A 25907-nucleotide genomic window follows, 5' to 3' on the forward strand; every position below is an offset into this window, starting at 1 on the left:
TCTCTATTCGGAATGATACCCAATCTAAAAGAAGTTGTATTTCGCGATACCCCCTTTGCAGAACTCATGCACAAACGCATCTACAATGTCCTTCTAATAGCAACAAAATATGATGCTTTTATGCTGGAAGATGATGGACGTGTAGACGAACAAATTTTCAATGAGTACAATTCTTTGGGCTTACGCTATCCTCCTCGCTTTACACAGGTAACATCAGAAGAGGAAGCGCTCATAGAGTTAGCAGATCGCCATTTCGAACTCGTCATCGTTATGCCGAATATGGATAACCGAGACACTTTCGCGTCAGCAAAGGACATAAAACAACAGTATCCTGATATTACTATTGCAGTGTTAACTCCTTTTTCAAAAGAAGTAACACGAAGAATGGCTAAAGAAGATCTCTCAACAGTTGACTATGTATTTTCGTGGTTAGGAAATGCAGACCTCCTTCTTGCAATAATCAAACTTATAGAGGATAAATGGAATGCTGAGCATGACACGCATGAGGCTTCCGTACAGAACATTCTTTTGGTAGAAGACAGTGTTAGATTCTATTCGGCAGCTCTCCCACTTCTCTATCATTTTGTATTAGAACAGAGTTTGGAGTTTTCTAAAGAAGCTCTCAACGACCAACTCAAGACTATGAGAATGCGTGGTAGACCTAAAATTCTATTGGCGCGCTCCTACGAAGAGGCTCAAGAACTTTTAGAAAAGTTTGATGATAACATCCTTGGAGTTATCTCTGATATGAGCTTTATGCGTAATGGAGAAAAAGATCCTATTGCAGGAGCGCATCTTGGAGAATACATTAAGAGTAAAGACCACCACATTCCACTGATATTAGAATCGAGTGAGGATAGCAATATACAATATGCTCACAAACTTGGGGCTTCTTTTATCAGTAAAAACTCTAAAAGCTATCCTCAAGACCTCCGCTCTGAAATAACAAAGCATTTCGGCTTTGGTGATTTTATCATTATAGACCCCAACACGCATCAGCCCATACATCGTATCAAATCGCTTCATGATTTACAACTCTATATTTGGAAAATTCCTGAGAAATCTCTGCGTTATCATCTAAGCCACAACCACTTTAGCCGCTTCTTCTTTAGCCGTGCTATGTTCCCGCCAGCAGTGGTACTAAAACACATAGATGTGGAAGAATACACAAATATGGATGAAGCCCGTCAGCTTATCTTCGATTTGATTGTAGAATACCGACACATGAAGAACGAAGGAGTAGTAGCAATCTTTCAAAAAGATCGCTTCGACGAGTATGCTTCCTTTGCGCGCATTGGCCATGGCTCATTGGGTGGTAAAGGACGTGGCCTAGCATTTATGTCAGCAATGGTACGTCGGTATCCGCGATTGTCTACACAAACTTTTACCGTAAACATCCCTAAGACGGTTGTTGTTTGTACAGATATCTTCGATGCTTTTATGGAAGAGAACGAGCTCTATCCTCTTGCGCTAAGCAATGCTAGCGATGAAGAAATACTAGCCACTTTTGAGCAGGCCACACTGCCAAATCAAGTGTTGGAAGACTTGCTCTCTTTGCTGAATATAGTACATGGACCTATTGCTGTTAGATCTTCTTCATTGTTGGAAGATTCTCATTATCAGCCATTTGCTGGCATCTATTCTACATATATGATTCCGCATATCGAGGATCAAAAAGAAATGATGCGACTCTTGAGAGGTGCTATAAAGGCTGTGTATGCAAGTGTCTTCTACCGTGCGAGTAAAAACTATCTCACAGCTACTCAGAATCTCATAGACCAAGAAAAGATGGCGATTGTTATTCAAGAAGTAGTTGGAACAAAACATAACAATCTATTCTATCCTACGATGAGTGGTGTAGCTCGCTCTCTTAATTTTTATCCTCTTGGACATGAGCAAGCAGAAGATGGTATTGCCAACATTGCTTTTGGGTTAGGAAAGTATATTGTCGATGGTGGACAGACACTTCGCTTTTCTCCAAAACATACAAATCATATACTTCAACTCTCTACACCTGAATTGGCATTAAAAGAAACGCAAACTCATTTTTTTGCACTTGATTTGGACAATCTAGCTCCAAAATTTAGTACCAGTGAAGCGTTTAATCTTCTCAGCCTAAAAGTTACTGATGCACGAGAGAATATGAGTCTGCAACAAGTGGCATCAACTTATGATTTCAATGACCATCGAATTATTCCTGGGGCTCAAAAAACAGGACGCCTTCTCATAACCTTCGACAGATTACTCCATTATTCTCCTTTTCCCGTTGCTAAGACCATAGAAAGTCTACTTAACATTGGACGCAATGAAATGGGGCGACATGTAGAAATAGAATTTGCTCTTGATGTCTCCAATTATGAAATAGCACATTTCTATCTTCTACAGATTCGTCCCATTGTAGACAATCGAGAAGATCTTGGAGAGGATATTATTATAAAAAATGAAGATTTTTTATTGATTTATTCAGAGAATGTCCTAGGTAATGGCATTGTTTCAGATATACAAGATATAGTCTATGTGCCATCAGCCAATTTTGATGCAGCAAAAAATCAAGAGATAGCACAACAAATTGCAGAAATCAACGAACGACTAGCTGCAGATGGTAAAGAATATGTTCTCATTGGTCCAGGACGCTGGGGCTCTTCTGACCCTTGGTTGGGTATTCCCGTACAATTTTCACAAATCAGTGCAGCAAGAACAATTGTAGAGTGTGGTCTCCCCAATTATAGAGTAGATCCTTCTCAGGGTACACACTTCTTCCAAAATCTTACAAGCCTGGGTATTGGTTATTTCACCATCACTCCCTCCACTGGCGATGGATCATTCGATGAAGAATGGCTTACCCAACATCCAGCTTTATTTGAAACTCCTTTTGTACGCCATGTCCATTTGCCAGTACCTTTGATAATCAAAATGGATGGTCATCACAGCAAAGGAGTAATTTTGAGAGGACAAAATAAACCAGATCTTCTATCGAACATCTCAAAGTAGTTAACCCAAACTCAATAATTAGAATAATATATTAAAGCTTTTTTCTATTACAACGATCTATTTGTTTTTTTATCAACTAATCAATGAGTGTTTTTCTTAAAATTATTTATAAATCACTATTTTTTATGCAGTTTATTAGCTGTCAATAACTTCTTTCTGTATTTTTGCGAGCATAGAAGTTCAGATGTCACATGAAGAAGTCTACCATTTGGGCCATTGCCTCAGTTATGGGAATTTCATTTCTTTCCCTACTCTATCTGCAAACACGGTATTTGCAAGAGGTTATCGATATACGCCGAGAACAAATTGAGGCGGTTGTCACCCGATCTATGGCACAAGCGGCACGCGATATCGAAATTGATGAGACGCAAGAACGTCTCCGAAAACAAAGTGAAATTCCAGAAGATTCAACTCAAGCAAAATCTCTTGATGATGTAGAAAAGAAATTTGCTAATTTCCACACTTCGTCAGGCATTCCTAAGGCCTTCCTCCCAGAAAATTTCAATGATAGTTCTTCAACTGATGAATTTAAGGCAAAAATTCGCGAAGCATACTTATATAAAAAAGGATTGCTTGATGAAGTGGCTTATGCTGCATTATATAAATCTAGCGACGAACCTCTAGCCAAGCGTGTAGCAAATATAGATTCAAAGTTGAAACAAGCATTTATTAATAATGGCCTTAGACTAAATAACGATTTCACATACCACTATGTGGTTCTCAATGCCAACGGAGATACAATTATAAAATGCCCCGACTATGACCCGCAAGGATCAGAGAATAGTTATAGGCAAGAACTCTTTGAACACGATCCGCGCCCTAAGATGGGAGTTCTGTATGTGCACTTTCCCAATATGCAGAAATATATATTTCTGAGTGTACGCTTTATCATTCCTGCCATTATCTTCACGCTAATATTGTTATGTATGTTTGTATTTACAATTTACACCATCTTCCGACAAAAGAGACTGACAGAAATCAAGAACGATTTCATAAACAATATGACGCATGAGTTTAAAACACCAATTTCAACAATATCTCTTGCTGCACAAATGCTCCAAGATCCATCAGTTACAAAGAGTGGAGATATGTTAAAGCATCTCTCAGGTATTATCAATGATGAAACAAAACGCTTGCGTTTTCAAGTGGAGAAAGTACTTCAAATGTCAATGTTCGATGAAAAGGGAGGTACATTCAAGCGAAAAGAGGTTGACATTAACAACCTATTGAAGGATGTAACAGATACGTTCCGATTAAAAGTAGAAACTAATGGAGGCAGTCTAAAAACTCATTTAGAGGCTGCAGATACCATAGTGTTTGTTGACCAGATGCACATGACAAATGTTATCTTCAATTTGCTTGACAATGCAATAAAATATAAATCAGCGGACAAAAAGATCGAATTGACGATAGATTCGTATAATAAAGGAGATAAAATTTATATAAGTATCCAAGATAATGGCATCGGCATAAGAAAAGAAGATTTAAAAAAAATATTTGAAAAGTTCTATCGTTCACATACAGGCAACCGACACGATGTTAAGGGATTTGGCCTAGGACTAGCTTATGTAAAAAAAGTGATAGACTATCACAAAGGAAATATCCACGCAGAAAGTGACTATGGTAGAGGAACAAAATTTATAATAAGTCTCCCTATCATCAAAAAATCATAAATCAATAAATATAAACCCGCCGGCCTAATTTAGGCAAGCACAAAAAATAAAAAACTATGGAAGAGAAAAACAGAATCAGAATTCTCCTCTGCGAAGACGAAGAAAATCTTGGACCGCTGCTCCGCGAGTACCTACAAGCTAAAGGCTTTGACACAGAACTGGCAGTGGATGGAGAAGAAGGGTATAAGATCTTTATGACTGAAAAATTTGATCTGTGCATTTTAGATGTTATGATGCCTAGAAAAGATGGGTTTACACTTGCTAAAGAAATTAGATCTATCAATGAATTCATTCCAATTATTTTCTTAACGGCCAAGACGCTGAAAGAAGATATCCAAACAGGTTTTAAAATTGGTGCTGACGACTATGTTACCAAGCCATTCTCTATGGAAGAACTTCGTCTCAGAATTGAGGCTGTAATGCGTCGGGTGAGCAACAAACAAAATCGTGCACTTTCCTTCTATAAAATTGGTTCTTATGAATTTGACACAAAGAAGCAGACACTAGTGCGCGGTGATAAAGTTCAAGATCTCACCACTAAAGAAAGTGAACTTCTAAATCTTTTATGCGCACACGCAAATGATGTCCTCTTACGTGACGATGCTTTAAAAGCAATCTGGCTGGACAACAACTATTTCAACGCTAGATCTATGGACGTATACATCACACGCCTCCGTAAGCATTTACAGGAAGATGAGAATGTGCGCATCATCAATGTACATGGAAAAGGCTATCGCTTGATTATGCCAGATGGAGAATAACTCCTAGGATAAAATCAATAAATACTGGATTTAACGATTTGGTTGGGAATAAGGTTCTACAGATAGAGAAAAATCGTTAAATCCATCTTTTTTTGATGACTTCAAACTACCTTTGTACACAAAACGACTGAATATGAGACAAAGAATATATAGTATCCTGCTCGTGATTGTAGTAATGAGTAGCTTTTTCCAATCTTGTAGCGATAATGATTCGTATGCAGAAAAACGAGAACAAGAGAAAAAGCAGATCCAAGCTTTTCTAAAAACTGGAGCTTTGGTTGTAGATAAAGATTCAGGTGATTCCTTGATATATGTCCCACCCATCAAGACTATCACAGAAAGTCAATTCTATGCCAACGATTCAACGACTGATGTATCTAAGAACGAATATGTGCTCTTCGCAGGTACAGGTGTATACATGCAGATTGAACGTAAAGGAACAGGAAAGAAACTTGAATCGGGAGAAACCGCAACGGTTATTTGTCGCTATACAGAATTTAATATAGCCACAGATAGTATCCAAACTTCCAATAATGTTCTTACTTATGAAGGTCATCCAGACATCATGATTGCACAGAACACTTATGGGACACTTTCTGGAACTTTTGCAAGTGGTGTTATGAAAACTTTCTATGGTAGTTCGGTACCTTCCAGTTGGCTAATTCCTTTACAATTCATTAATCTAGGACGCCAGATTTCAGACACATCAGAAATAGCTAAAGTACGATTGATTGTCCCTAGTACACAAGGGCAATCCAATGCGGCACTTTATACTAATATTTATCCATGCTATTACGAAATAACTTATCAGCGTGGCCGATAAATTGCACTAAGACAGACTAAGGAGATTGCAAAATCATGAAATCACGCGTTTCTGATTTTGCAATCATTTTTTTAACAGAGACACAAATTCTTGTGGCAGAAAAGAAATATATGCGATGCGAAAAATAGAATTACTAGCCCCTGCAAAAAATGCAGAAATCGGAATCGAAGCCATACGGCACGGAGCAGATGCAGTTTATATAGGACCACCAGCTTTTGGTGCTCGGGCTGCTGCAGGAAATAGCATCGAAGATATTAAGCGTTTATGTGATTTTGCACATCTATTTGGAGCGGCTATTTACATAACGTTTAACACTATATTATACGATGACGAATTAGCTGAAGCTGAAAGAATGATTTATCAACTTTATGAAGCAGGGGCCGATGCTTTGATCGTGCAAGATCTCTCACTGCTAAAGATGAATCTACCTCCTATTGCGCTTCATTCCTCAACACAAATGGATATGACAAATGTAGAGAAAGCACAATTCATGGAAAAGATGGGATTTTCTCAGATTGTTTTAGCTCGTGAGTCATCAATAGATGAAATCAAAAAGTTTTATGACGCGGTAGATATTCCTCTTGAAGGTTTTATCCATGGAGCATTATGCGTAAGCTATTCTGGGCGTTGCTATGTATCAGAATCATGTTTTGGGAGAAGTGCAAACAGAGGACATTGTGCACAATTCTGTAGATTATCCTTCAATCTTATTGATGCCATGGGGAATATCATCCAAAAGGACAAGCATCTTTTGTCCTTACAAGATATGAACAGAAGTGCTTCTATCGAAGAAATGATGGATGCAGGTATATCCTCTTTCAAAATTGAAGGACGACTTAAAGATCTTAACTATGTAAAGAATGTGACTGCATTCTATCGGCAAGCAATTGATAAGGTAATTGATAAGCGCCAAAACGATTATTGTCGTACCTCTTATGGCATTTCTACCTACACCTTTACACCCCAGTTAAGTAAAAGCTTCAATCGAGGATTCACAGAATACTTTCTTCATGGGCGCTCTAAAGTGCACAATTTTTCAACCCCTAAAGCACGAGGAGAATTTGTGGGTACGATTGAGAGGTCAAATAGAGATGCTTTCTACCTAAAAGAAGATAGCAATATTGCGGCAGGTGATGGACTGTGCTTCCTGAATAGTTTTGGAAAACTAGAAGGCTTCCGCGTCAATAAAGTTGTGAATAGTGCAATTTTTCCAGGTCGCTCTATACGCATCTCTCGAGGGACTAAAATTTTCAGAAATCTCGATATAAAATTTGATACAATACTGCAGAAGACTTCTGCGGAACGCAAGATTCAAATAGAGATGATACTTAATGAAACTCCAGAAGGATTTTCCATAACTATTACAGATGAGAAAGGATACAAAATAGCAAAAGATTTTATCATAGAAAAAATAATGGCGAATACTCCGCAACGCGAAAATATCATTAAGCAATTATCCAAATGGGGCAATACCATCTTCGCCGTTAAAACATTCAGCTTGAATACAGAAAAGTATTTCATCCCTTCCTCTATTCTTTCAACTTGGCGACGAGAAATGGAACAGCTGCTAATTGAAGAATATCAAAAAATGTATCAACGACAGCAGCGAAGACAAGTAGCAAAAGATTCTAGCTATTATATACAAAAATTGGATTATACAGCCAATGTGGCCAACCATCTTGCTAAAGATTTCTATACAGAGCACGGTGTCAATCATATTGCTCCTGCATTTGAAATAAAACCTCCACAGTCGCCCATTTTGATGACCTGTAGACATTGTATTCGCTATGCACTTGGACATTGCCCACAAAAGCATAGCGCTCCTCTTCCGTGGAAAGAACCATTGTACTTGCAATCATCTGATGGTAGACGTTTTCGTTTAAAATTTGACTGCGCGAAATGCGAGATGCAGGTCCTTCATTCATAATAGAATAGTGCTATATAAATATCCTTACTACGTCAATCGTAGCACTTAGTGTATTTTTATTTTGACCTCTTCATTAATAGGATTCATTGATTAGAATATATCCTTGCTCAGGCTTTTGTAATATAGATACATAACTTTCATAAAGTTTTTTGCATATAATACGAGATATATAAAATCCTGTTATTTTGCTGCAGTCAATGTATAGCCCTAAAATGTATATTACTTTCTAGTATAACATTACTCATTTTCTAGATTTAGATAGATAGGATGCGACAGATTATTCATTCTCTTTTCTTTCTCGTGATAGCTTCACTATTGTCCAGCTGTTACTATTCTCATCCTAATAAATTGGATCATTGGGTTTCCACAGATGATCAATATGTAGATTCTGTAAACTTTATGATAGCTCATCACTATTGGGAAGGATATAACTTTGAGACGACAGATTCTCTTCAATTAGCTCCGACACTTCCAGGAGCGGACGGAGAAAAAGGAATTTCTCATCTCATAGTAAAAGCCAAAGAACACCTTGTTGTTGCTGACATCCAATATGTTCCAACAGATACTATTGATTCTGTGTGGGTTAAAGTGGCAAGTGAACAGTTTACACAAGGATGGGTACACGAAAAAACATTATTAAGTAAAGCCACTCCTAGTGATCCAATTTCTAAGTTTATCAACAATTTCAGCAACAGCCGAACACTTATATTTATGAGCCTCTTGGGATTATTCATCTTACTTTTCGTACTCCAAATGATATGGAAAAACAAAAGTCAGCAAAGCTTCTCTCGCCTGTTCTATCATTCAACAGGATTGCTGGCTCCAGGAGGCTGGAATGGAGCTTTTAGAAGCATATATCCAACGCTGCTGTGCATTACAATCTCTGGAGCAGCTACATTATACGGAAGTATTCAAAAATTTGTCCCAACAACATGGGTAGAGTTTTACTTCCACCCCACTATCAACCCATTCTCTCTAGAACTCCCGCCCATCTTAGTTCTTTTTATAATCAGCGTTTGGTTTATCTTTATTATCTGGTGCACGGTAGTTATAGATTTGTGGCATCATGAACCGTTTCAACAAGTAGTTATTCATTCTATAGGACTTGCTTGCATCTGTGTGATTCTTTATCTAATCTTTACCATTACTGTTCAAATTTATGTAGGCTTTCCTCTCCTCTTGACTTATTGGATTTATGCTATTTTGCGGTATCGCAATCAACACTATATAACACTGCATTGTGGCAATTGCGGAGCAGAAATACCTCAGCTAGGAATCTGCCCATATTGTGGCGCAATCAACAAATAGTTGCTCACTCTCGATAACATTATTGAGTAATGATATATTATTTAATGAGGAATTAGCAGAATATATTTTATTTTCTTGTTTCAATCTGAAAGAATACATAACTTTGACCTCAGAATTTTGAATATATATGTTCATGACTCAGAAAAGCAGTTTAGTATCCATTGCTCATCTCTCTAAGTCTGATTTGACTTACTTGTTAGAGATGGGGAAGGAGTTTGAGAGACATCCTAATCGCAAAATTCTGGATGGAAGAATTATTGCCACCTTATTTTTCGAACCTAGCACACGCACAAGGCTCTCTTTTGAGACGGCAGCAAATCGACTTGGCGCAAAGATTATAGGATTCTCTGATCCAAAAGTTTCGAGTTCCACAAAAGGAGAAACATTAAAGGACACAATAATGATGGTGGCCAACTACTCCGATGCTATTGTGATGCGTCACCATTTAGAAGGTGCAGCACTGAGAGCTAGCGAAGTTTCACCCGTACCCATAGTAAATGCAGGAGATGGGAGTCACCAACATCCATCCCAAACATTGCTTGACCTTTATTCCATTCAGCAAACACAAGGCTCTTTGGAAAATCTCAACATATTTTTGGTAGGTGATTTAAAATATGGACGTACAGTTCACTCTCTAATTATGGCTATGCGTCATTTCAATCCTACTTTTCATTTCATTGCTCCAAAAAGTTTAGAGATGCCCGCAGAATACAAATACTACTGCAAAAAGCACGGTATAAGATATACAGAAACAGAAGAATTTAATGAAGATGTTATATCAAAGGCTGACGTCCTTTATATGACTAGAGTTCAAAAAGAACGCTTTACAGATCTTATGGAGTACGAAAGGGTAAAAGACACTTACATACTACAACGCCGGATGCTTTGTAAAGCAAAAGAGAACATGAAGATTCTTCATCCACTACCTCGCGTGAATGAAATTTCGCAAGATATTGACGATAATCCACACGCTTACTATTTCCAGCAGGCTAAGAATGGGCTTTATATGCGTGAAGCAATCCTCTGTCATGTTCTTGGCATAACATTAAACGATATAAAGTCTGATAAAACGATTCTTGATATTTAACTATGAAAAAGGAACTACAGGTTGCAGCGTTAGATAATGGGACTGTTATTGACCATATTCCTAACAATAAACTTTTTGAAGTTGTTCGCATACTCCATTTAGAGAGATGTCCGGAATCTTGTATTATTGTGGGTTTCAATCTTGATAGCAAAAAGATGGGGCACAAAAGTCTCATCAAAGTAAGAAACCATTTCTTTACTGATGCTGAGCTAAATCAGCTCAGTATTATTTCTCCGAACTTTACACTTTGTATCATTAAAAATTACGAAGTTGTGGAGAAGAAGACTATAGAATTACCAGAGGTTATAGAGAGGATAGTAAAATGCCCAAACCCCAAGTGCATCACGAATAATGAACCGATGCCAACATTATTTACGATTTCTGACGAGAACAAAGGTATTCTGCAATGCCACTATTGTGAAAAAGAAATCAATGTCGAAGATGTAAAGTTTACATAAGAAGAATACAAATAATTAATGACCATCAAATAAGACCTAATTTTCAATAACTAAAACATGCTTAGAGACAACGAAATCTTCAACTTAATTGAAGAAGAACACCTACGTCAAATGAGAGGCATCGAGTTAATTGCTTCTGAAAATTTTGTCAGTGACGAAGTAATGAGAGCTATGGGCTCTTGTCTTACAAACAAGTACGCTGAAGGTTATCCTGGCCACCGTTACTATGGAGGGTGCCAAATCGTTGATAAGACGGAAACGATAGCCATTGAACGTCTAAAAAAACTTTTTGGAGCTGAATATGCAAATGTTCAACCTCATTCAGGAGCACAAGCTAACGCTGCTGTTTTGCTCACAGTTCTCAAACCAGGAGATACTTTCCTAGGATTGAATCTTGACCACGGTGGTCATCTCTCCCATGGTTCTATGGTCAATACTTCTGGAATCCTTTATCACCCAGTAGGTTATAATCTCTGCAAAGAAACAGGACGCGTTGACTACGACGAAATGGAACAACTGGCACACCAGCACAAACCGAAACTTATCATCGGCGGTGGCTCTGCTTATAGCCGTGAATGGGAGTATGCTCGTATGCGTAAAATTGCAGACGAGGTAGGTGCTCTCCTCATGATAGATATGGCACATCCTGCAGGCCTTATCGCAGCAGGAATCCTCGACAATCCTGTAAAATATGCTCATATCGTAACATCTACCACTCATAAGACGTTGCGTGGGCCTCGTGGAGGAATTATACTTATGGGTAAAGATTTTGAAAATCCTTGGGGACTCAAGACAAAGAAAGGCGAACTTCGTATGATGTCAAGTCTGCTCAATTCTGCCGTATTTCCAGGTCAACAGGGTGGTCCGCTAGAACATGTTATTGCAGCTAAGGCTGTGGCTTTCGGAGAGGCTCTCCAGCCTGAATTCAAGACATACCAAACTCAAGTAAAACTCAATGCAGCAGCTTTGGCAAAAGAATTATCAAAGAGAGGCTTTGAGATAGTTAGTGGTGGTACTGATAACCATTCTATGCTTGTTGACCTTCGTAGCAAATATCCAGATTTAACTGGTAAAATTGCAGAGAATGCGCTTGTTGCTTCTGATATTACGGTCAATAAGAATATGGTTCCATTTGATACTCGTTCTGCTTTCCAAACGTCTGGTATTCGCTTAGGAACTCCAGCTATAACGACGCGTGGAGCAAAAGAGGACTTTATGGCAGAAATTGCCGAAATGATTGAAACTGTACTTAACGCACCCGAAGATCAAGAGGTAATTGCAAAAGTACGAGCAAGAGTCAATGCTACAATGGCTCACTACCCCATCTTTGCTTGGTAAATAGTATAATCTCATAAGAAAGTGACGAGTTCGCGGTATCCACGAACTCGTCACTTCAACTAATCAGTATTTTTTGTAATGAATCACAAGAAACTGTACATTCTTTTAAGTTCTTTATTTGGACTTTTTCTCGTAGTGTTTTGGATGTTTTTCGCCAATTATACTTTGAAGAAAGACACCTATCTATATATTGATCATGACGACACTATTGATTCTATCTATACGAAATTGGATAAAGAAGCTTCTCTAGGGCATTATTCTGCATTCCGCCTCCTTGCCTTTCTCTTTAACTACCCGAAACATATACATCATGGTCGCTATAAACTGAGCTATATTTCACCGCTTAATTTACTTCGTAATATGCGAAATGGAAAGCAAGGACCTGTAACGCTCACTATTCCCATCCTCCGCACTACAGATGATTTATCTGAATTCTTAGGTAAAAACTTTGAACCCTCTGCCAAAGAATTCAAAGAAACCTTTGATAGTGAAAAAATATGTAGAGAATTTGGGGAGACACCAAACACAATCATTTGTTTGTTCATACCAAATACCTACGAAATTTATTGGAACACGACTCCGAAAGAGTTATTGAGCAGAATGCAAAAGGAGAGTGAAAAATTTTGGACATCTTCACGCAAGCAGCAAGCAAGTGAAGCTGGTCTGACTCCTCAGCAAGTCATTACTATTGCATCAATCGTTGAACAAGAAACAACTAATAACGATGAGAAACCTATGATTGCAGGAATGTACATCAATAGATTTCGTCAAGGAATGAAACTTCAAGCAGATCCCACAGTTAAATTTGCAACAAAACAGTTCTCGCTCAAACGAATCAGTGGAAGTATCTTACAAACAGATAGTCCGTACAATACCTACAAATATGTAGGTCTTCCCCCAGGGCCCATCTGTATCCCCTCACAAGCCAGTATAAAAGCAGTGTTGAATTATACGCATCACGACTACATTTATATGTGTGCCAAGGAAGATTTTAGCGGAACTCATAATTTCGCAAAAACTTATACTGAACATCAAGCTAATGCTAAGCGCTATACAGACGCTCTAGATAAACGTAACATTAAGTGAAAGAAGTTCTAAATCATTATCATTATTATTCTTATCTATCTAGCTTTTTATCATATAGCTAAGTAGCCCAATAAGGCTGTCAGCTGACAGTCTTATTCTATCGATTGATATCCTTATTGTAATTACAATTGCAATAAGGATATTTATGCATACTTTTAGATGTAAATACCCTTATATTTTAGATGTTAATGAATCTCTGAAATACCGTTATCTGGGCGGACAATAACAGTACCTTTCGTAAAACGGTTTGGTTTCCTAGGTATATTATGATATTCAGAAGGAGCCATTATTGGAGAGGCAAAGTCTGCACGTCCACCATATCCTCGCCATCTTTCAATAATATCTTCCACATACCTACTAGTTTGTGAACCAATCATATAACCGTATTTTACTACTTCATCTGTATAATATTTAGATGTCGATAATGCTTGTACAAAAAATGAAACATCATTCCACGAATCTGGGTTTTTTCCATACTTTCTAGCCAACGCTTGCGCATCCTTAATATGGCCAGAACCAGCATTATAGGCGGCAAGAATAAAGTGGATTCGCTCATACCTATCTCTTATGCTCGCGAAAGAACGCTGCAAGACTTTAATATAGCGTGCAGCAGCCTGAATATTCTCTTTGGGTGCATAAACATCTGTTAGTCCAACGCTAGCTGCTGTTGCAGGCATCAGCTGCATAAGTCCTTGTGCACCTGCACCGCTTTGTGCATTTGGATCAAAGCCACTTTCTTGATAACACTGAGCTGCAATAAGACGCCAGTCCCATCCTGTTGTTCGTGCTGCATCGCGGAAATAATCATCGTAAACAGAAATAATTCCTTTTTCTCGAGAAAGATATGGCGATCTTACATGCCGATGCACAATGAATCGCTGCTCTATTCGTTGTCGCTCATCTTTCTGTACTTTTTCCTCAAGCCCCTTCTGATACCAATGCTTCAAGGCTTCGGCCAAATCTTCATTCTGAGAGGCAACAGCCCAGCTGGTACCAGCCTTCACATTTAGAACTCCAGCAGCGGTAAGTTTGCTTTGGATAATCTCTTTCATTTTCAAAGGGTATACAGCGATATCTATATCCCTTCTCAATAGTAGCTGACAAAGTTCTTGTGTATTTTTTGCCAATTCGATCCTTATATGCAATCCGTTCTCTTGAGCAAAATTTTGTGCTAGAGCGAATTGCAGCCCCATAGGAGCTCCATTATAATCGAAATAGGTATCCGGTCCAGAGATTGTACCAACAATAAGTTCCCCAGACTCTTGTATGTGATCCCAGTCATAGCCATCAACGTTCATCTTATTCGTTTTAGAGAAGAGTGTAGACTTTTCATCCTTTGCCGTCTTTTTACAAGAAGAAAAACAGCAGAAAATAAACAAAAATACTATTAGGTTTCTCCACATTTCCTTAATTTTGCAACAAAATTAGTAATTTTTTATTGTCCATGTATAGACACATTGTTTTGTTCAAGTTCCGCGATGATATAGATTCCCTGAATCGTGAGAAAGCCTTCCTTTCTTTCAAAGAAGGAATTGAAGCTTTGCCAGCAATTATTCCTACAATTAAAGAAATTGAGGTAGGAGAAAATAAGAATGAGAGCGAGGTGTGGGATATCTGCCTGAATAGTTTGTTTGAAAGCCTTGAAGACATTAAGACTTATGGACAACATCCTACACATCGAGAGATAGCAGCAAAACTAAAGCCTTTGCTGGCCTCACGCTCTTGTGTTGATTATAAGACATCGATAGATTAGGGTAAGTAGTGAATCTTTGACGAACTAATGATGCCTTTAGAGACCCCTCCTTACCTTTTCTTTTACAAAGAACATCATTGAGGAAGCCTTTATAGGCTTTCCTCCTAGTTTTGTTTTGAAGTTCCTTGTCATTATTGTATTTTCGCATAAAATTAAATAATTCTATTTCACACAGCATGGAAACAAAGTACATCTTCGTGACGGGTGGCGTTGCCAGTTCTTTAGGTAAAGGCATCATTGCGGCCTCTATTGGCAAACTGCTTCAAGCACGTGGCTTTAACATTACTATCCAGAAGTTCGATCCCTATATCAATGTTGATCCTGGAACTTTAAATCCATACGAGCATGGCGAGTGCTATGTGACAGATGACGGCCGCGAGACCGATTTAGACCTCGGTCACTACGAACGCTTCACAGGAATTCGAACAAGTGCGGCTAATAACGTTACAACAGGTAGAATATACCAAAGTGTTATTGAAAAAGAGAGACGCGGAGATTATTTGGGAAAAACAGTGCAGGTGGTTCCCCATATCACTGATGAGATTAAGCGTGCAATGCTCTTGAATGGTAAAAAATACCACTTCGATTTTGTCATTACTGAAGTAGGCGGAACAGTAGGTGATATTGAGAGTCTTCCGTTCTTAGAAGCTATCCGAGAACTCAAATGGGAATTAGGACAAAATGCTTTATGTATACATTTAACATTTGTCCCCTACTTGGCTGCTGCCAAGGAGTTAAAGACGAAACCTACGCAACATAGCGTAAAAGAACTGCAAAGCCTTGGTATTCAGCCAGACATCTTGGTCCTACGCACAGAGCATACACTAAGCGACAGTCTCAAGAAAAAAGTTGCTAACTTCTGCAACGTAAGTCCTGATGCCGTTGTACAAAGCCTTGATCAACCTACCATTTATGAAGTTCCATTGCGCATGCAAGAACAACATCTTGATGCTACGATAATGAAGAAGATGGGAATGCCCGTAGGTGAAACTCCCGAACTTGGCCCTTGGCGCTCTTTTTTGGAACGTCGTCATAGAGCAACCGAAGTAGTTAATATCGGTCTAGTAGGTAAATACGATTTGCAAGATGCATATAAAAGTATTCTTGAAAGCCTCTCACAAGCAGGTACTTATAACGACTATAAGGTTAGAACTACTTTTATCAACTCCGAAAAAATTACAGATGCCACTGTTGCTGACATGCTGAAAGGAATGCATGGATTGGTAATCTGCCCAGGTTTTGGCCAACGCGGTATTGAAGGAAAACTTGTTGCAACACGCTATAGTCGAGAACACGATATCCCAACCTTTGGTATCTGCCTCGGTATGCAAATGATGTGTATCGAATTTGCAAGAAATGTTCTCGGCTATGAGGATGCAAACTCTGTTGAGATGGATCAGCAAACCAAACATGGCGTTATCGACCTCATGGAAGAACAAAAAAACATCACGAACATGGGCGGCACCATGCGCCTAGGCGGCTACGAATGTATGTTGCGTGAAGGAAGCCGAGCTAGAGAAATCTACCAGAAGGAAGAAATTCGCGAACGCCACCGCCATCGCTATGAGTTCAATAATTTATATCGCGAAGAATTCGAAAATGCAGGAATGAAATGTACGGGAATTAATCCTGAAAGCGACTTAGTAGAAATTGTAGAAATTCCAGAAAAGCGATGGTATATCGGTGTCCAATTCCATCCTGAATATACTAGCACTGTACTACACCCGCACCCTCTTTTCCTCAACTTTGTAAAAGCAGCAATAGCAGCAAGCAAGAATCAAAAATAAATGGATAAAAATACTCTTACAGGATTATTCCTTATAGCATTAGTACTGATAGGATATAGTTACTTTGCAAAACCGCAAGAAGCTCAATCACAAGGCACAGAGCAGATACAAGCTAAACAAAGAACTCCTTCAACAGATACAAAGCCCCAACAAGCTATCCAACCTCAAAAGGTTGACAGTAGCGATGTTTTTCACACGGCTTTGGCAGATAGTCAAGCAGCACCCCCCTTTGTTCTTCACAATGAGAATGTTGCTGTTACTCTTTCCCCGAAAGGTGGTGTCGTGAGTGAAGTTCACCTGCTCAATTTTAAATCATATAAAGACTTCCATGAACAGAGCAATAAGAACCTTACACTATTTGATGCAAAAACGGCGCAAATGGAGTTTCAATTGGAAACGACAAAAGGTCTTTACAACCTCCAGAGCTACACATTCCAAACTATAGCAAAAACAGATTCGTCTGCAACACTTGCACTTGGAGCTACAACAGGAGACACCCTCTATATTGATTACACACTACTCCCCAATACCTACATGGTCAATGTTGCATTCCGTTCAAAGGGACATTTGTTTACAAACAAACCTCTTCAAATTGCATGGAACGACAAAGTGCGCCAGCAAGAAAAAGGGCTCTACTTTGAGAATATGTACTCCACCTTGACCTATAAGACGAAAGATGGTAATACAGAAAAGCTCAATGAATACAAATCTACAGAAGAAAAGCCCGAAGGAGCAGTGTCATGGGTAGCATTTAAGAACCAATACTTCAGCGCTGTTATCATTGCAGGAAAAAACGCATTCAGTAATGTTGCTTTAAAGAGTGACACCTGCGGTGAAAATAGTGGCTTTGTGAAAGACTATAGTGCACAGCTTGCTATGCCTTTTGATCCGTCAGGAAAGGAACTCACACAGATACAGTTCTACTTTGGTCCGAATAAATATCGTTACCTCCAAAGTATGGAACAATACCGTATTAGTCAACAAGAATTAGGACTACAAGATTTAGTATATCTTGGTTGGCCTATAATCCGTTGGATTAACAGATTCTTCACTATCTACGTTTTCGACTTCTTTACAGGTTTTGGCATGAATATGGGCATTGTCTTACTCATTATTACACTCCTTCTCCGTATTCTTGTCTACCCTACTACAAGAAAGAGCTATATGAGTAGTGCCAAGATGCGCGTTCTCAAGCCAAAAGTAGACGAGCTACAAAAGAAGTATCCCAATAAGGAAGATGCTATGAAACGTCAGCAAGAAATGATGACGCTCTACAGTCAATATGGGGTAAGTCCCATGGGAGGCTGTTTACCTATGCTTATTCAGATGCCTGTGTGGATTGCAATGTTCAACTTCATTCCCAATGCTTTCGAGTTACGCCAGCAATCTTTCCTTTGGGCAGATGACCTCTCTACCTATGATGACCTTATTAATTGGGGCAGCAATATTTGGCTTTTAGGTGACCACCTTAGTCTCTTCTGTATTCTTTTCTGTGGGTCAAACCTTTTGTACTCTTGGCTTATGATGCGTCAGCAACAAGAGAGCATGAGTGGTGAGCAAGCACAACAAATGAAACTTATGCAATGGATGATGTTCCTTATGCCAGTCTTCTTCTTTTTCATGTTTAACAAGTACTCTAGCGGTTTGAACTACTACTATTTCATATCGCTGCTAACGAGTGCTTTAACAATGTGGTATCTTCGTCGCACAACAGACGATGCACAACTTTTAGCTAAACTTGAAGAAAACTTCAAGAATAACAAGAACAATCCCAATAAGAAAATGGGTGGTTTTGCTGCACGTCTACAAGCTCTTCAAGAGCAACAAGAAGAATTACGCAAGAAGCAAGAAGCTTTACGTAATCGTCCTAACAAATAAATTCACAACCAGCTGATACGTTCTCTTTTAGAATAATTAAAGAGACGTATCAGCCTTTTTAATACTAAGCACAGATGATAAAGTCTATTTTAATTGCAACAGCTCTTGCTGCCACAACAGTTAGTGCTGATGGTTTTATTGGGAAAGTAACTCCAAAACTCTCTTCAGACATTATGACCCCCGAAGTTTTATGGCAGATGGGACGCCTTGGAAGTGTTAATCTCGCACCCAATGGAAAAACAGCTGTCTATTCTGTTAGCTACTATAGTAAGGAGCAAAACAAGAGTCATAGCGTCCTGTATCTTTTGGACATGAAAAGTAAGGCCATACAGCAACTCACAACAAGCGAAAAAAGCGAAGGCGGTGCTACCTATATAAATAATGGGAAACATATTGCTTATCTCTTTGGAGGACAAGTGTGGATGATGAATGCAGATGGGAGTAATCGTGTGCAAATATCTCATGAGAAAGATGGAGTTATCGACTTTCTCTTTTCACCTGACAGCAAGAGAGTTATTCTTATCAAAACTGTTTCACAGAATACAAGTATTCAGCAAAATGACGCTGACTTAGATAAAGCTAGCGGCATGGTTATTAATGATCTAATGTATAAACATTGGGATCACTATGTAACAACGGCCCCTCATCCTTTTGTAGCCACTTTCAATGGTAACTCCATTACTGGTGCTGAAGATATTATGAAAGGCGAACCTTACGAGTGTCCCATGGAACCTTTTGGAGGAGTAGAACAGCTGGCTTGGAGCCCAGACGGAACCCAAATAGCATATACCTGCCGCAAAAAAGCAGGAATAAAATATGCTATTTCTACGGATAGTGATATTTATCTTTATAATTTGTCCAACAAGACCACACGTAATCTTTGTAAACCAGATGGATTTGTAGCGCCAGAGGTAAAAGTGACAGAAAGCTTAGAAGGACAATCTATCAACTCGCCGCATTCTACAGATGATTACAATATGGGGTATGATCAAAATCCCCAATTCTCGCCAGATGGGAAATATGTTGCTTGGAGCAGTATGATGCGTGACGGATATGAAAGCGATCGTAGCCGCCTCTGTGTTTACGAACTTGCTACGGGGAAAAAGACCTACGTTACAGAATCCTTTGAAAGTAGCGTCAACGAGTTCCTATGGCAGCCCGACAGTAAGAGTTTCTATTTTACAGGCTGCTGGCATGGTAAGACAAACATCTATTCTACCACCCTCCAAGGACATGTAAAACAGCTGACAAATGAAACGGCCGACTACGTTTTAGTATCTCTCAATGCAACGGGCAAAGGAGTCTTGACAAAACGCCATAGTATGTCTCATCCAGACGAACTCTTTGAGATTATTCCCCAAGGTAAGTCTGTTTCCATACAGCAACTAACAAACGAAAACAAGCCCATTTTCGATCAACTCACTATGGGAGAAGTAAAAGAGAGATGGGTAAAGACAATTGATGGTAAGAAAGAACTCGTTTGGGTTATTTATCCGCCTCACTTTGATGCGAATAAGAAATACCCCGCCCTACTCTATTGTGAAGGTGGACCACAGAGTCCTGTATCTCAATTCTGGAGCTATCGTTGGAACTTCCAGATGATGGCAGCCAATGGATATATCGTTGTTGCTCCTAATCGTCGAGGACTTCCAGGATTTGGTATGGAATGGCTCGAAGAGATTAGTGGTGACTACACAGGTCTTTGTATGCAGGACTACTTAAGTGCTATCGATGATGTTGCAAAAGAATCCTATGTCGATAAAGAACGCCTTGGTGCTGTAGGTGCCAGTTTTGGAGGCTTCAGTGTTTACTGGTTGGCAGGTCATCACGAAGGTCGCTTCAAAGCTTTAATAGCACATGACGGCATTTACAATACTCAACAGCAATACGTGGAAACTGAAGAAATGTGGTTTCCTAATTGGGACCTTGGAGGTGCTCCCTGGGAACGACCAAATGGAGAAATCCGCAAGGCTTATGCTGAAAGTCCTCATCTCTATGTTGATAAATGGACGGCTCCTATACTGTGTATTCACGGACAGCGCGACTTCCGTATTGAATACACACAAGCAGAAAGTGCTTTTGCAGCAGCTCGACTGCGCGGAATTCCTGCACAAATGTTACTTTTCCCGGATGAAAACCATTGGGTGCTCCAACCCCAAAACGGAATTCTTTGGCAACGCACCTTCTTCCGTTGGCTTAATCGCTGGTTGAAAAAATAAGAACCATCTATGCATATTATATAAGAAATAATTATAAAAATAAATTATGACAGAAAAAATTAAAACTACTCTGAGAGATTCAGCTGGAATGCGCTGGACCGCTCTTCTCCTCTTGGCCTTAGCCATGTTCTGTGCCTACATCTTTGTAGATATTCTCTCCCCTATCAAAGAATTGATGCAGGAGCAAAGAGGATGGGATTCCACAGCTTTTGGAACGATGCAAGGTTCAGAAACCTTTTTGAACGTATTTATATTCTTTCTCATCTTTGCTGGTATCATTCTCGACAAAATGGGGGTACGCTTCACTGCAGTACTCTCAGGAGCGGTTATGCTAGCAGGTGCACTTATTAAGTATTACGCCATCAGCGACAGCTTTGCAGGAAGTGCACTTGATGTTTGGTTCACGAACAACCTCAACCATATTCCCGTCTTTGAACAATTGGGCGTTTCTCCTTTCTATGAAGGCATGCCTGCCTCTGCCAAGGTTGCAGCTTGCGGCTTCATGATTTTTGGCTGCGGTGTGGAAATGGCAGGTATCACAGTTTCTCGTGGTATTGTAAAATGGTTTAAGGGACGCGAAATGGCATTGGCAATGGGTTCTGAAATGGCACTTGCACGCCTTGGTGTTGCCACTTGCATGATTTTCTCTCCGTTCTTTGCCAAATTGGGTGGTCAAGTCAATGTATCTCGTTCAGTAGCATTTGGTGTAGTGCTTATCTGTATTGCTTTGATCATGTTCATTGTCTACTTCTTTATGGACAAAAAACTCGATTCTCAAACTGGTGAAGCAGAAGAAAAGGATGAGCCTTTTAAAATTAGCGATTTGGGTAAAATTCTCACAAGTATGGGCTTTTGGCTTGTAGCTTTACTTTGTGTGCTGTATTACTCTGCTATCTTTCCTTTCCAGAAGTATGCTGTAAATATGCTTCAGTGTAACCTAACATTCACTGAATTACCCAAAGATTCTTTTTGGGCATCCTCAAGTGTAACAATAGTCCAGTATGTTATCATGCTCTTAGTAGCAGCTTCTGCTTTTATGTTCAATTTCATGAAGAAAAAAGCACTTAAGTATACCATGCTAACTATCTCTATTCTTAGCCTAGTTATCTATTGTTATATGGGCTACATGCGTCAGTCAGCAGAATCAATCTTTGCAGTATTCCCACTTTTGGCCGTTGGTATCACTCCGATTCTCGGTAGCTATGTCGATCACAAAGGAAAAGCTGCATCTATGCTCGTTTTAGGTTCACTACTCTTGATTTTCTGCCATCTCACTTTTGCCTTTGTTCTCCCCGAGTTCAAGGATAGCCAAGTTGGTGGAGTTATCGTGGCATATATAACAATCCTAGTTCTCGGGGCTTCCTTCTCTTTAGTCCCGGCATCACTTTGGCCCAGTGTTCCAAAATTGGTAGATGCAAAAATCATTGGATCTGCTTATGCTCTTATCTTCTGGATTCAGAATATTGGTCTTTGGCTATTCCCCTTGCTCATTGGTAAAGTTCTCGACAAAACCAATGTTGGTGTAACAGATCCCACTCAACTCAACTATACAGCTCCGCTGATTATGCTTGCTGGTCTTGGAGCAGTGGCTCTTGTCATTGGCCTGATCTTAAAAGTTGTAGACAAGAAGAAAAACCTCGGTTTGGAAGAACCCAATATCAAGGAATAATCGAGAATACTCTAAAATAAATAGGTTGGGAAATCATACAGATTTCCCAACCTATTTATTAAAACTTCTTTGTTATTTCATCTACACGAAAAATAGCAAAAGGTAGCATCTAAAAAGTGTGTAAGCTTTATTTCCTCTTAATCTTCCTCTGGAACATGTCTCAGAGAGAAAGAATAAAGCAGCCTTACACACTTTTTCAGACATTACTAGACAAAGTATACAGTTGGTATTCTTTGCCATATATCATCATTTCATCTCTTCCGAAAAGTTGTCCCACTCATTGCTGAATCTTTCCCATGTAATAGGAAAATTCTTTTTTACATCCTCTATGAGTTCTTGAACAAACGTCTCATTCGAGATAAGTAATACTCCGTTTCTTGTTCGAATTCTTGAAATACTTCTTCTCTTTGTTTGGAAGTAAAGCCATAGAACGAGGTGTGCCAAAGACAACAAGCGGCTATTTCGGATAATGAGGCCGTCACTTCAGGTTCTACTACTACTTCTTTAGATAAAGCCTCTTCCCAGTCGCAGCCTTCAATATTATAAGCATCTAAAAAAGGAGTTTCATTCTCTTCCCATTTCGTCATTGTAATGATACAAGGTTCTTCCGACTCAGCTACCCGTGGAATGAGCCGACATAGCAACTTATAATGAGAACGAAACAACTCGAGTATTCGAGGAGTAGCCATATCGGGATAAAACAGCGCTATATGTGGTTCTATCTTTTCAAAAGGAATAGTACAAAGTAGTTCTTTAAGCGTCATTGAGAATATAATTATTTACATCGACCTTGATTCTTATTTCAAAATCTCTCACATAGATAAAGTCTGTAATCGCCCAATAGGTGTAGTCAAAAATGTGATTGAATTGACAGATTAAGTGTAAACCCTCTGTGAGTTTGGAATCCAACCCTTCGTTCCAATTGGGAGGAGGACAATCCATTCCTATGAATGATTCAAAACTTTCTTTGTTGTCACGTGGAAAAGTAAGCGTCTGCAAAGAAACTCCACCTGCATAAAGAGTATTCAATTCATCGTCACAAAGAGCATTCCATAGATCTTGCCTGTCTTCCCCCTGTAATGGATGTCTCGCGGGATGCACCGGGCCTAAATAGCATTCGGCTGTAAGTTCTATATCGTCTTCCCAATCCCGAAGTTTTTGAAAGTCGATCCATATATGATATGCCTTATCGTACATTTTCTGCAAGGTGTTGTGTAGGGTTTCGTTGAACTCGACAATTTCAGGAATAAGGTCTTCTTGAAACTTCAGAACCTTCTTATTAATCAAGTCTTTTCGTATCTCCAAAAGACAGGCAAAATTGGAATAATCTTTGTTGCGATAGCGAATCCCTATTCCTTTATGAGCATTAATAATCTCTCTTTCTATGCGCTGTATGTCGTCAGAAAGTAAAATTTCTTTAATCTTCATATTTTCGTACAGATAAAATATCCTGTATTTATTTTTGACTTATCAAAACTCATCCCATACTTTGTATTAAAAAATTGAGCTATTGTCTCTTGATATTTCACCTGTCCCAAGGTGGTGTGGTCGTAGGAGTTGGAAATTCTACGAACATCCTTTTGATAAGTTCTTTCCCCTTACCCCAATTCCAATTGTTTTTAGCTTCAATTTTCCAGAGTGTCATAAGATTCTATTTTAAGTGATACTTCATTTATTCTATGGTGCAAAAATAAAAGCCACCTATGCCTAATCGGTGCATAGGTAGCTAAGACATGAATGAATTTTCTTTTTAGTCTTTTGTATTGGAGGAAATAAAGATAGTCTTGAGGACATGGGCAATTACTCCCCAATCATCATGATTATGCAAGCCAGATGGATGCTGAATACCGATAATAGGGATCCCTTCCCACAATCCCATTCTGATAACTTGTTTACATTGGTAGGTTTTGCCATTGATGGTGTGTGAGGGTGAGAAAGAAACAATAGCGTCAAACTTAAATTTTATATTCAGTCTATCAAAACAGTCAGGAATAGAAATGCAAACAATTACTTTTGGACGGAATATATCAGTGACTACATCTCTTGTAAATTCCAAACACTTGTCAATAGCGGGCTGGATATCAGGAATACGTTATAATTGCCGAATTTTGCTACTGCCGAAATAGACCGCATTCATGAAAACAAAATTGCCGTCTTCCATCGGTTTGGTATAATTGGCAAACTTCATGGCATTATAAGGGCGATACCACACCTTCCTGGGATCTTTATATCTTGCTCCTTCCTCATAAACAGACAGATTTCCCTCCCAAAATCGTTTTCGTTCTATGCCCGCATAGCCATAGTCTTCATTGGCATTATAACCTAAAAACAAGATATCTGGTTGCTTATCTAATACAGGCTTAGACTGGAAGACGCTGCAATGGCGTCCTCCTTCTCCGAGATAGGGAGCAGTTGTTTTTAAGAAAGCACAAACTTCGTCTACCCACCGTTGGTAGCAGATTTGAGGTTTTACCCCTACTTCAAACACTCGTCTTTGTACTTCTGTCTATTTGGTTTCCATATAATTAAAAATTAGGTGTAATTTCCAACAATATAACTTGTTTCAAAACCGATTCTATGATATTAAAGTTCAATACCATATCATCAGGAAATGTTTCTATAAAATTATGGTTATTGACCAATCATAGTCTTTTCTATTTGTCGGAAAGCATTGATATCTAATAGGATAATGCGCCTTGGCTGCAAAATTTTAATTAACTCTAATGTACTTTTTAAGCCTTCTTGCATCAATTCTCTTTTGAGATCGTTATTGCCTTGTTTTGATTCAAAGGGAGATAGATTGGTCCATACAATGTTCTCGTTATTATCGATACTCTCGGGATGATAAAAGTTATCATAACCCAAAAAGAAACGTACACCCTGATTGAACCTCCAACAGATTTTCTCTTCTGCATTAAATCTTTCCTCCCAAGAGGGATTACCTTTAAGATATTGTTCAATGCTCATTTTTCGTCCACCTATCCCAGCATTTCCTTTCGGATTGATTCCAATAATCATCAGGTCTACCGGCTGACTAATTATGTCTAATGGCGATTGTGTATAATACGGAGTTTTATGCTATTCCGATAACTCATTAAACTTGGGTATATACTTATTAGCCCATCTGACAATTTGCTCTTGAATTGTGT

General features: G+C 39.0%; 21 protein-coding genes. 15 read left to right on the forward strand and 6 right to left on the reverse strand.

Going from position 1 to position 25907, the window contains the following annotated elements; all coding sequences use genetic code 11:
* The first annotated feature begins 12 nt into the window (after positions 1-12).
* The 10 genes from ACO4R2_RS04350 to mltG all read left to right on the forward strand — a co-directional run bounded on the left by ACO4R2_RS04350 (position 13) and on the right by mltG (position 13452).
* Positions 13-2991: a PEP/pyruvate-binding domain-containing protein gene (locus ACO4R2_RS04350; RefSeq protein WP_484769334.1), complete on the forward strand. Its 2979-nt coding sequence runs from the start codon at positions 13-15 to the stop codon at positions 2989-2991.
* 191 nt (positions 2992-3182) lie between these two features.
* A complete protein-coding gene (locus tag ACO4R2_RS04355; protein ID WP_347719554.1) occupies positions 3183-4664 on the forward strand; it encodes a sensor histidine kinase in 1482 nt (493 codons plus the stop codon).
* Between the two features lie 56 nt (positions 4665-4720).
* Positions 4721-5425, forward strand: a complete 705-nt coding sequence (rprY, locus tag ACO4R2_RS04360) for a response regulator transcription factor RprY (protein WP_315090881.1) — start codon at positions 4721-4723, stop codon at positions 5423-5425.
* A 133-nt stretch (positions 5426-5558) separates the two neighbouring features.
* Positions 5559-6248, forward strand: a complete 690-nt coding sequence (gene bamK / locus ACO4R2_RS04365; protein ID WP_311489977.1) for a BamK family beta-barrel-assembly machinery protein — start codon at positions 5559-5561, stop codon at positions 6246-6248.
* A gap of 106 nt (positions 6249-6354) precedes the next feature.
* On the forward strand, positions 6355-8175 hold the full coding sequence (locus ACO4R2_RS04370) for a peptidase U32 family protein (RefSeq protein WP_484769358.1): 1821 nt from the start codon (positions 6355-6357) through the stop codon (positions 8173-8175).
* Between the two features lie 399 nt (positions 8176-8574).
* Positions 8575-9483 carry a zinc ribbon domain-containing protein gene (locus ACO4R2_RS04375; RefSeq protein WP_311489978.1) on the forward strand — a complete coding sequence of 303 codons (909 nt, stop codon included), beginning with the start codon at positions 8575-8577 and terminating at the stop codon, positions 9481-9483.
* A 133-nt stretch (positions 9484-9616) separates the two neighbouring features.
* Positions 9617-10570, forward strand: a complete 954-nt coding sequence (gene pyrB / locus ACO4R2_RS04380; RefSeq protein ID WP_311489979.1) for an aspartate carbamoyltransferase — start codon at positions 9617-9619, stop codon at positions 10568-10570.
* 2 nt (positions 10571-10572) lie between these two features.
* A complete protein-coding gene (gene pyrI, locus ACO4R2_RS04385) occupies positions 10573-11028 on the forward strand; it encodes an aspartate carbamoyltransferase regulatory subunit (protein WP_311489980.1) in 456 nt (151 codons plus the stop codon).
* Between the two features lie 57 nt (positions 11029-11085).
* Entirely contained in the window at positions 11086-12366 is a 1281-nt protein-coding gene (glyA, locus tag ACO4R2_RS04390) for a serine hydroxymethyltransferase (protein ID WP_347719551.1), read from the forward strand.
* A 78-nt stretch (positions 12367-12444) separates the two neighbouring features.
* Positions 12445-13452, forward strand: coding sequence for an endolytic transglycosylase MltG (gene mltG, locus ACO4R2_RS04395; protein WP_484769335.1), 1008 nt, complete (start codon positions 12445-12447; stop codon positions 13450-13452).
* Between the two features lie 185 nt (positions 13453-13637).
* Here the strand turns inward: mltG and ACO4R2_RS04400 are convergent, their stop codons facing one another.
* On the reverse strand, positions 13638-14855 hold the full coding sequence (locus ACO4R2_RS04400; protein ID WP_347719550.1) for an MltF family protein: 1218 nt from the start codon (positions 14853-14855) through the stop codon (positions 13638-13640).
* Between the two features lie 41 nt (positions 14856-14896).
* On the opposite strand from ACO4R2_RS04400, the gene ACO4R2_RS04405 reads away from it, so the two are divergent.
* The 5 genes from ACO4R2_RS04405 (at position 14897) to ACO4R2_RS04425 (ending at position 22758) form a co-directional block, all read left to right on the forward strand.
* Complete coding sequence (locus ACO4R2_RS04405) at positions 14897-15205, forward strand: Dabb family protein (RefSeq protein WP_311489984.1); 309 nt, start codon at positions 14897-14899, stop codon at positions 15203-15205.
* Between the two features lie 176 nt (positions 15206-15381).
* Positions 15382-16992, forward strand: coding sequence for a CTP synthase (gene pyrG, locus ACO4R2_RS04410; protein ID WP_315090892.1), 1611 nt, complete (start codon positions 15382-15384; stop codon positions 16990-16992).
* On the forward strand, positions 16993-18870 hold the full coding sequence (yidC, locus tag ACO4R2_RS04415) for a membrane protein insertase YidC (protein WP_484769336.1): 1878 nt from the start codon (positions 16993-16995) through the stop codon (positions 18868-18870). It begins immediately after the preceding gene.
* A gap of 74 nt (positions 18871-18944) precedes the next feature.
* A complete protein-coding gene (gene dpp5 / locus ACO4R2_RS04420; protein WP_311489987.1) occupies positions 18945-21089 on the forward strand; it encodes a dipeptidyl-peptidase Dpp5 in 2145 nt (714 codons plus the stop codon).
* Positions 21090-21135: 46 nt separating this feature from the next.
* Entirely contained in the window at positions 21136-22758 is a 1623-nt protein-coding gene (locus tag ACO4R2_RS04425) for an MFS transporter (RefSeq protein WP_311489988.1), read from the forward strand.
* A gap of 326 nt (positions 22759-23084) precedes the next feature.
* Here ACO4R2_RS04425 and ACO4R2_RS04430 read toward each other — a convergent pair whose 3' ends face one another.
* From ACO4R2_RS04430 to ACO4R2_RS04450, 5 genes are all read right to left on the reverse strand, one after another.
* Positions 23085-23522: a DUF6557 family protein gene (locus ACO4R2_RS04430; RefSeq protein WP_484769337.1), complete on the reverse strand. Its 438-nt coding sequence runs from the start codon at positions 23520-23522 to the stop codon at positions 23085-23087.
* The gene (locus ACO4R2_RS04435; RefSeq protein ID WP_484769338.1) at positions 23512-24186 is read right to left on the reverse strand and encodes a hypothetical protein; all 675 of its coding nucleotides are present in this window, start codon (positions 24184-24186) and stop codon (positions 23512-23514) included. Before ACO4R2_RS04435 ends, ACO4R2_RS04430 begins: the two co-directional genes overlap by 11 nt.
* Before the next feature lie 322 nt (positions 24187-24508).
* Positions 24509-24814: a hypothetical protein gene (locus ACO4R2_RS04440; RefSeq protein ID WP_484769339.1), complete on the reverse strand. Its 306-nt coding sequence runs from the start codon at positions 24812-24814 to the stop codon at positions 24509-24511.
* A 36-nt stretch (positions 24815-24850) separates the two neighbouring features.
* Positions 24851-25246, reverse strand: coding sequence for a hypothetical protein (locus ACO4R2_RS04445; RefSeq protein WP_484769340.1), 396 nt, complete (start codon positions 25244-25246; stop codon positions 24851-24853).
* Between the two features lie 143 nt (positions 25247-25389).
* Positions 25390-25776: a hypothetical protein gene (locus tag ACO4R2_RS04450; RefSeq protein WP_484769341.1), complete on the reverse strand. Its 387-nt coding sequence runs from the start codon at positions 25774-25776 to the stop codon at positions 25390-25392.
* Positions 25777-25907: the final 131 nt, after the last annotated feature.

This window comes from Alloprevotella sp. (genome assembly GCF_057240785.1).

Bases quoted from the DNA above. Each gene is read 5' to 3' on its own strand.
- ACO4R2_RS04350 (WP_484769334.1), top strand. From the start codon at position 13: ATGATACCCAATCTAAAAGAAGTTGTATTTCGCGATACCCCCTTTGCA.
- ACO4R2_RS04355 (WP_347719554.1), top strand. From the start codon at position 3,183: ATGAAGAAGTCTACCATTTGGGCCATTGCCTCAGTTATGGGAATTTCA.
- rprY (WP_315090881.1), top strand. From the start codon at position 4,721: ATGGAAGAGAAAAACAGAATCAGAATTCTCCTCTGCGAAGACGAAGAA.
- bamK (WP_311489977.1), top strand. From the start codon at position 5,559: ATGAGACAAAGAATATATAGTATCCTGCTCGTGATTGTAGTAATGAGT.
- ACO4R2_RS04375 (WP_311489978.1), top strand. From the start codon at position 8,575: ATGATAGCTCATCACTATTGGGAAGGATATAACTTTGAGACGACAGAT.
- pyrB (WP_311489979.1), top strand. From the start codon at position 9,617: ATGACTCAGAAAAGCAGTTTAGTATCCATTGCTCATCTCTCTAAGTCT.
- pyrI (WP_311489980.1), top strand. From the start codon at position 10,573: ATGAAAAAGGAACTACAGGTTGCAGCGTTAGATAATGGGACTGTTATT.
- glyA (WP_347719551.1), top strand. From the start codon at position 11,086: ATGCTTAGAGACAACGAAATCTTCAACTTAATTGAAGAAGAACACCTA.
- mltG (WP_484769335.1), top strand. From the start codon at position 12,445: ATGAATCACAAGAAACTGTACATTCTTTTAAGTTCTTTATTTGGACTT.
- ACO4R2_RS04400 (WP_347719550.1), bottom strand. From the start codon at position 14,855: ATGTGGAGAAACCTAATAGTATTTTTGTTTATTTTCTGCTGTTTTTCT.
- ACO4R2_RS04405 (WP_311489984.1), top strand. From the start codon at position 14,897: ATGTATAGACACATTGTTTTGTTCAAGTTCCGCGATGATATAGATTCC.
- pyrG (WP_315090892.1), top strand. From the start codon at position 15,382: ATGGAAACAAAGTACATCTTCGTGACGGGTGGCGTTGCCAGTTCTTTA.
- yidC (WP_484769336.1), top strand. From the start codon at position 16,993: ATGGATAAAAATACTCTTACAGGATTATTCCTTATAGCATTAGTACTG.
- dpp5 (WP_311489987.1), top strand. From the start codon at position 18,945: ATGATAAAGTCTATTTTAATTGCAACAGCTCTTGCTGCCACAACAGTT.
- ACO4R2_RS04425 (WP_311489988.1), top strand. From the start codon at position 21,136: ATGACAGAAAAAATTAAAACTACTCTGAGAGATTCAGCTGGAATGCGC.
- ACO4R2_RS04430 (WP_484769337.1), bottom strand. From the start codon at position 23,522: ATGACGCTTAAAGAACTACTTTGTACTATTCCTTTTGAAAAGATAGAA.
- ACO4R2_RS04435 (WP_484769338.1), bottom strand. From the start codon at position 24,186: ATGAAGATTAAAGAAATTTTACTTTCTGACGACATACAGCGCATAGAA.
- ACO4R2_RS04450 (WP_484769341.1), bottom strand. From the start codon at position 25,776: ATGATTATTGGAATCAATCCGAAAGGAAATGCTGGGATAGGTGGACGA.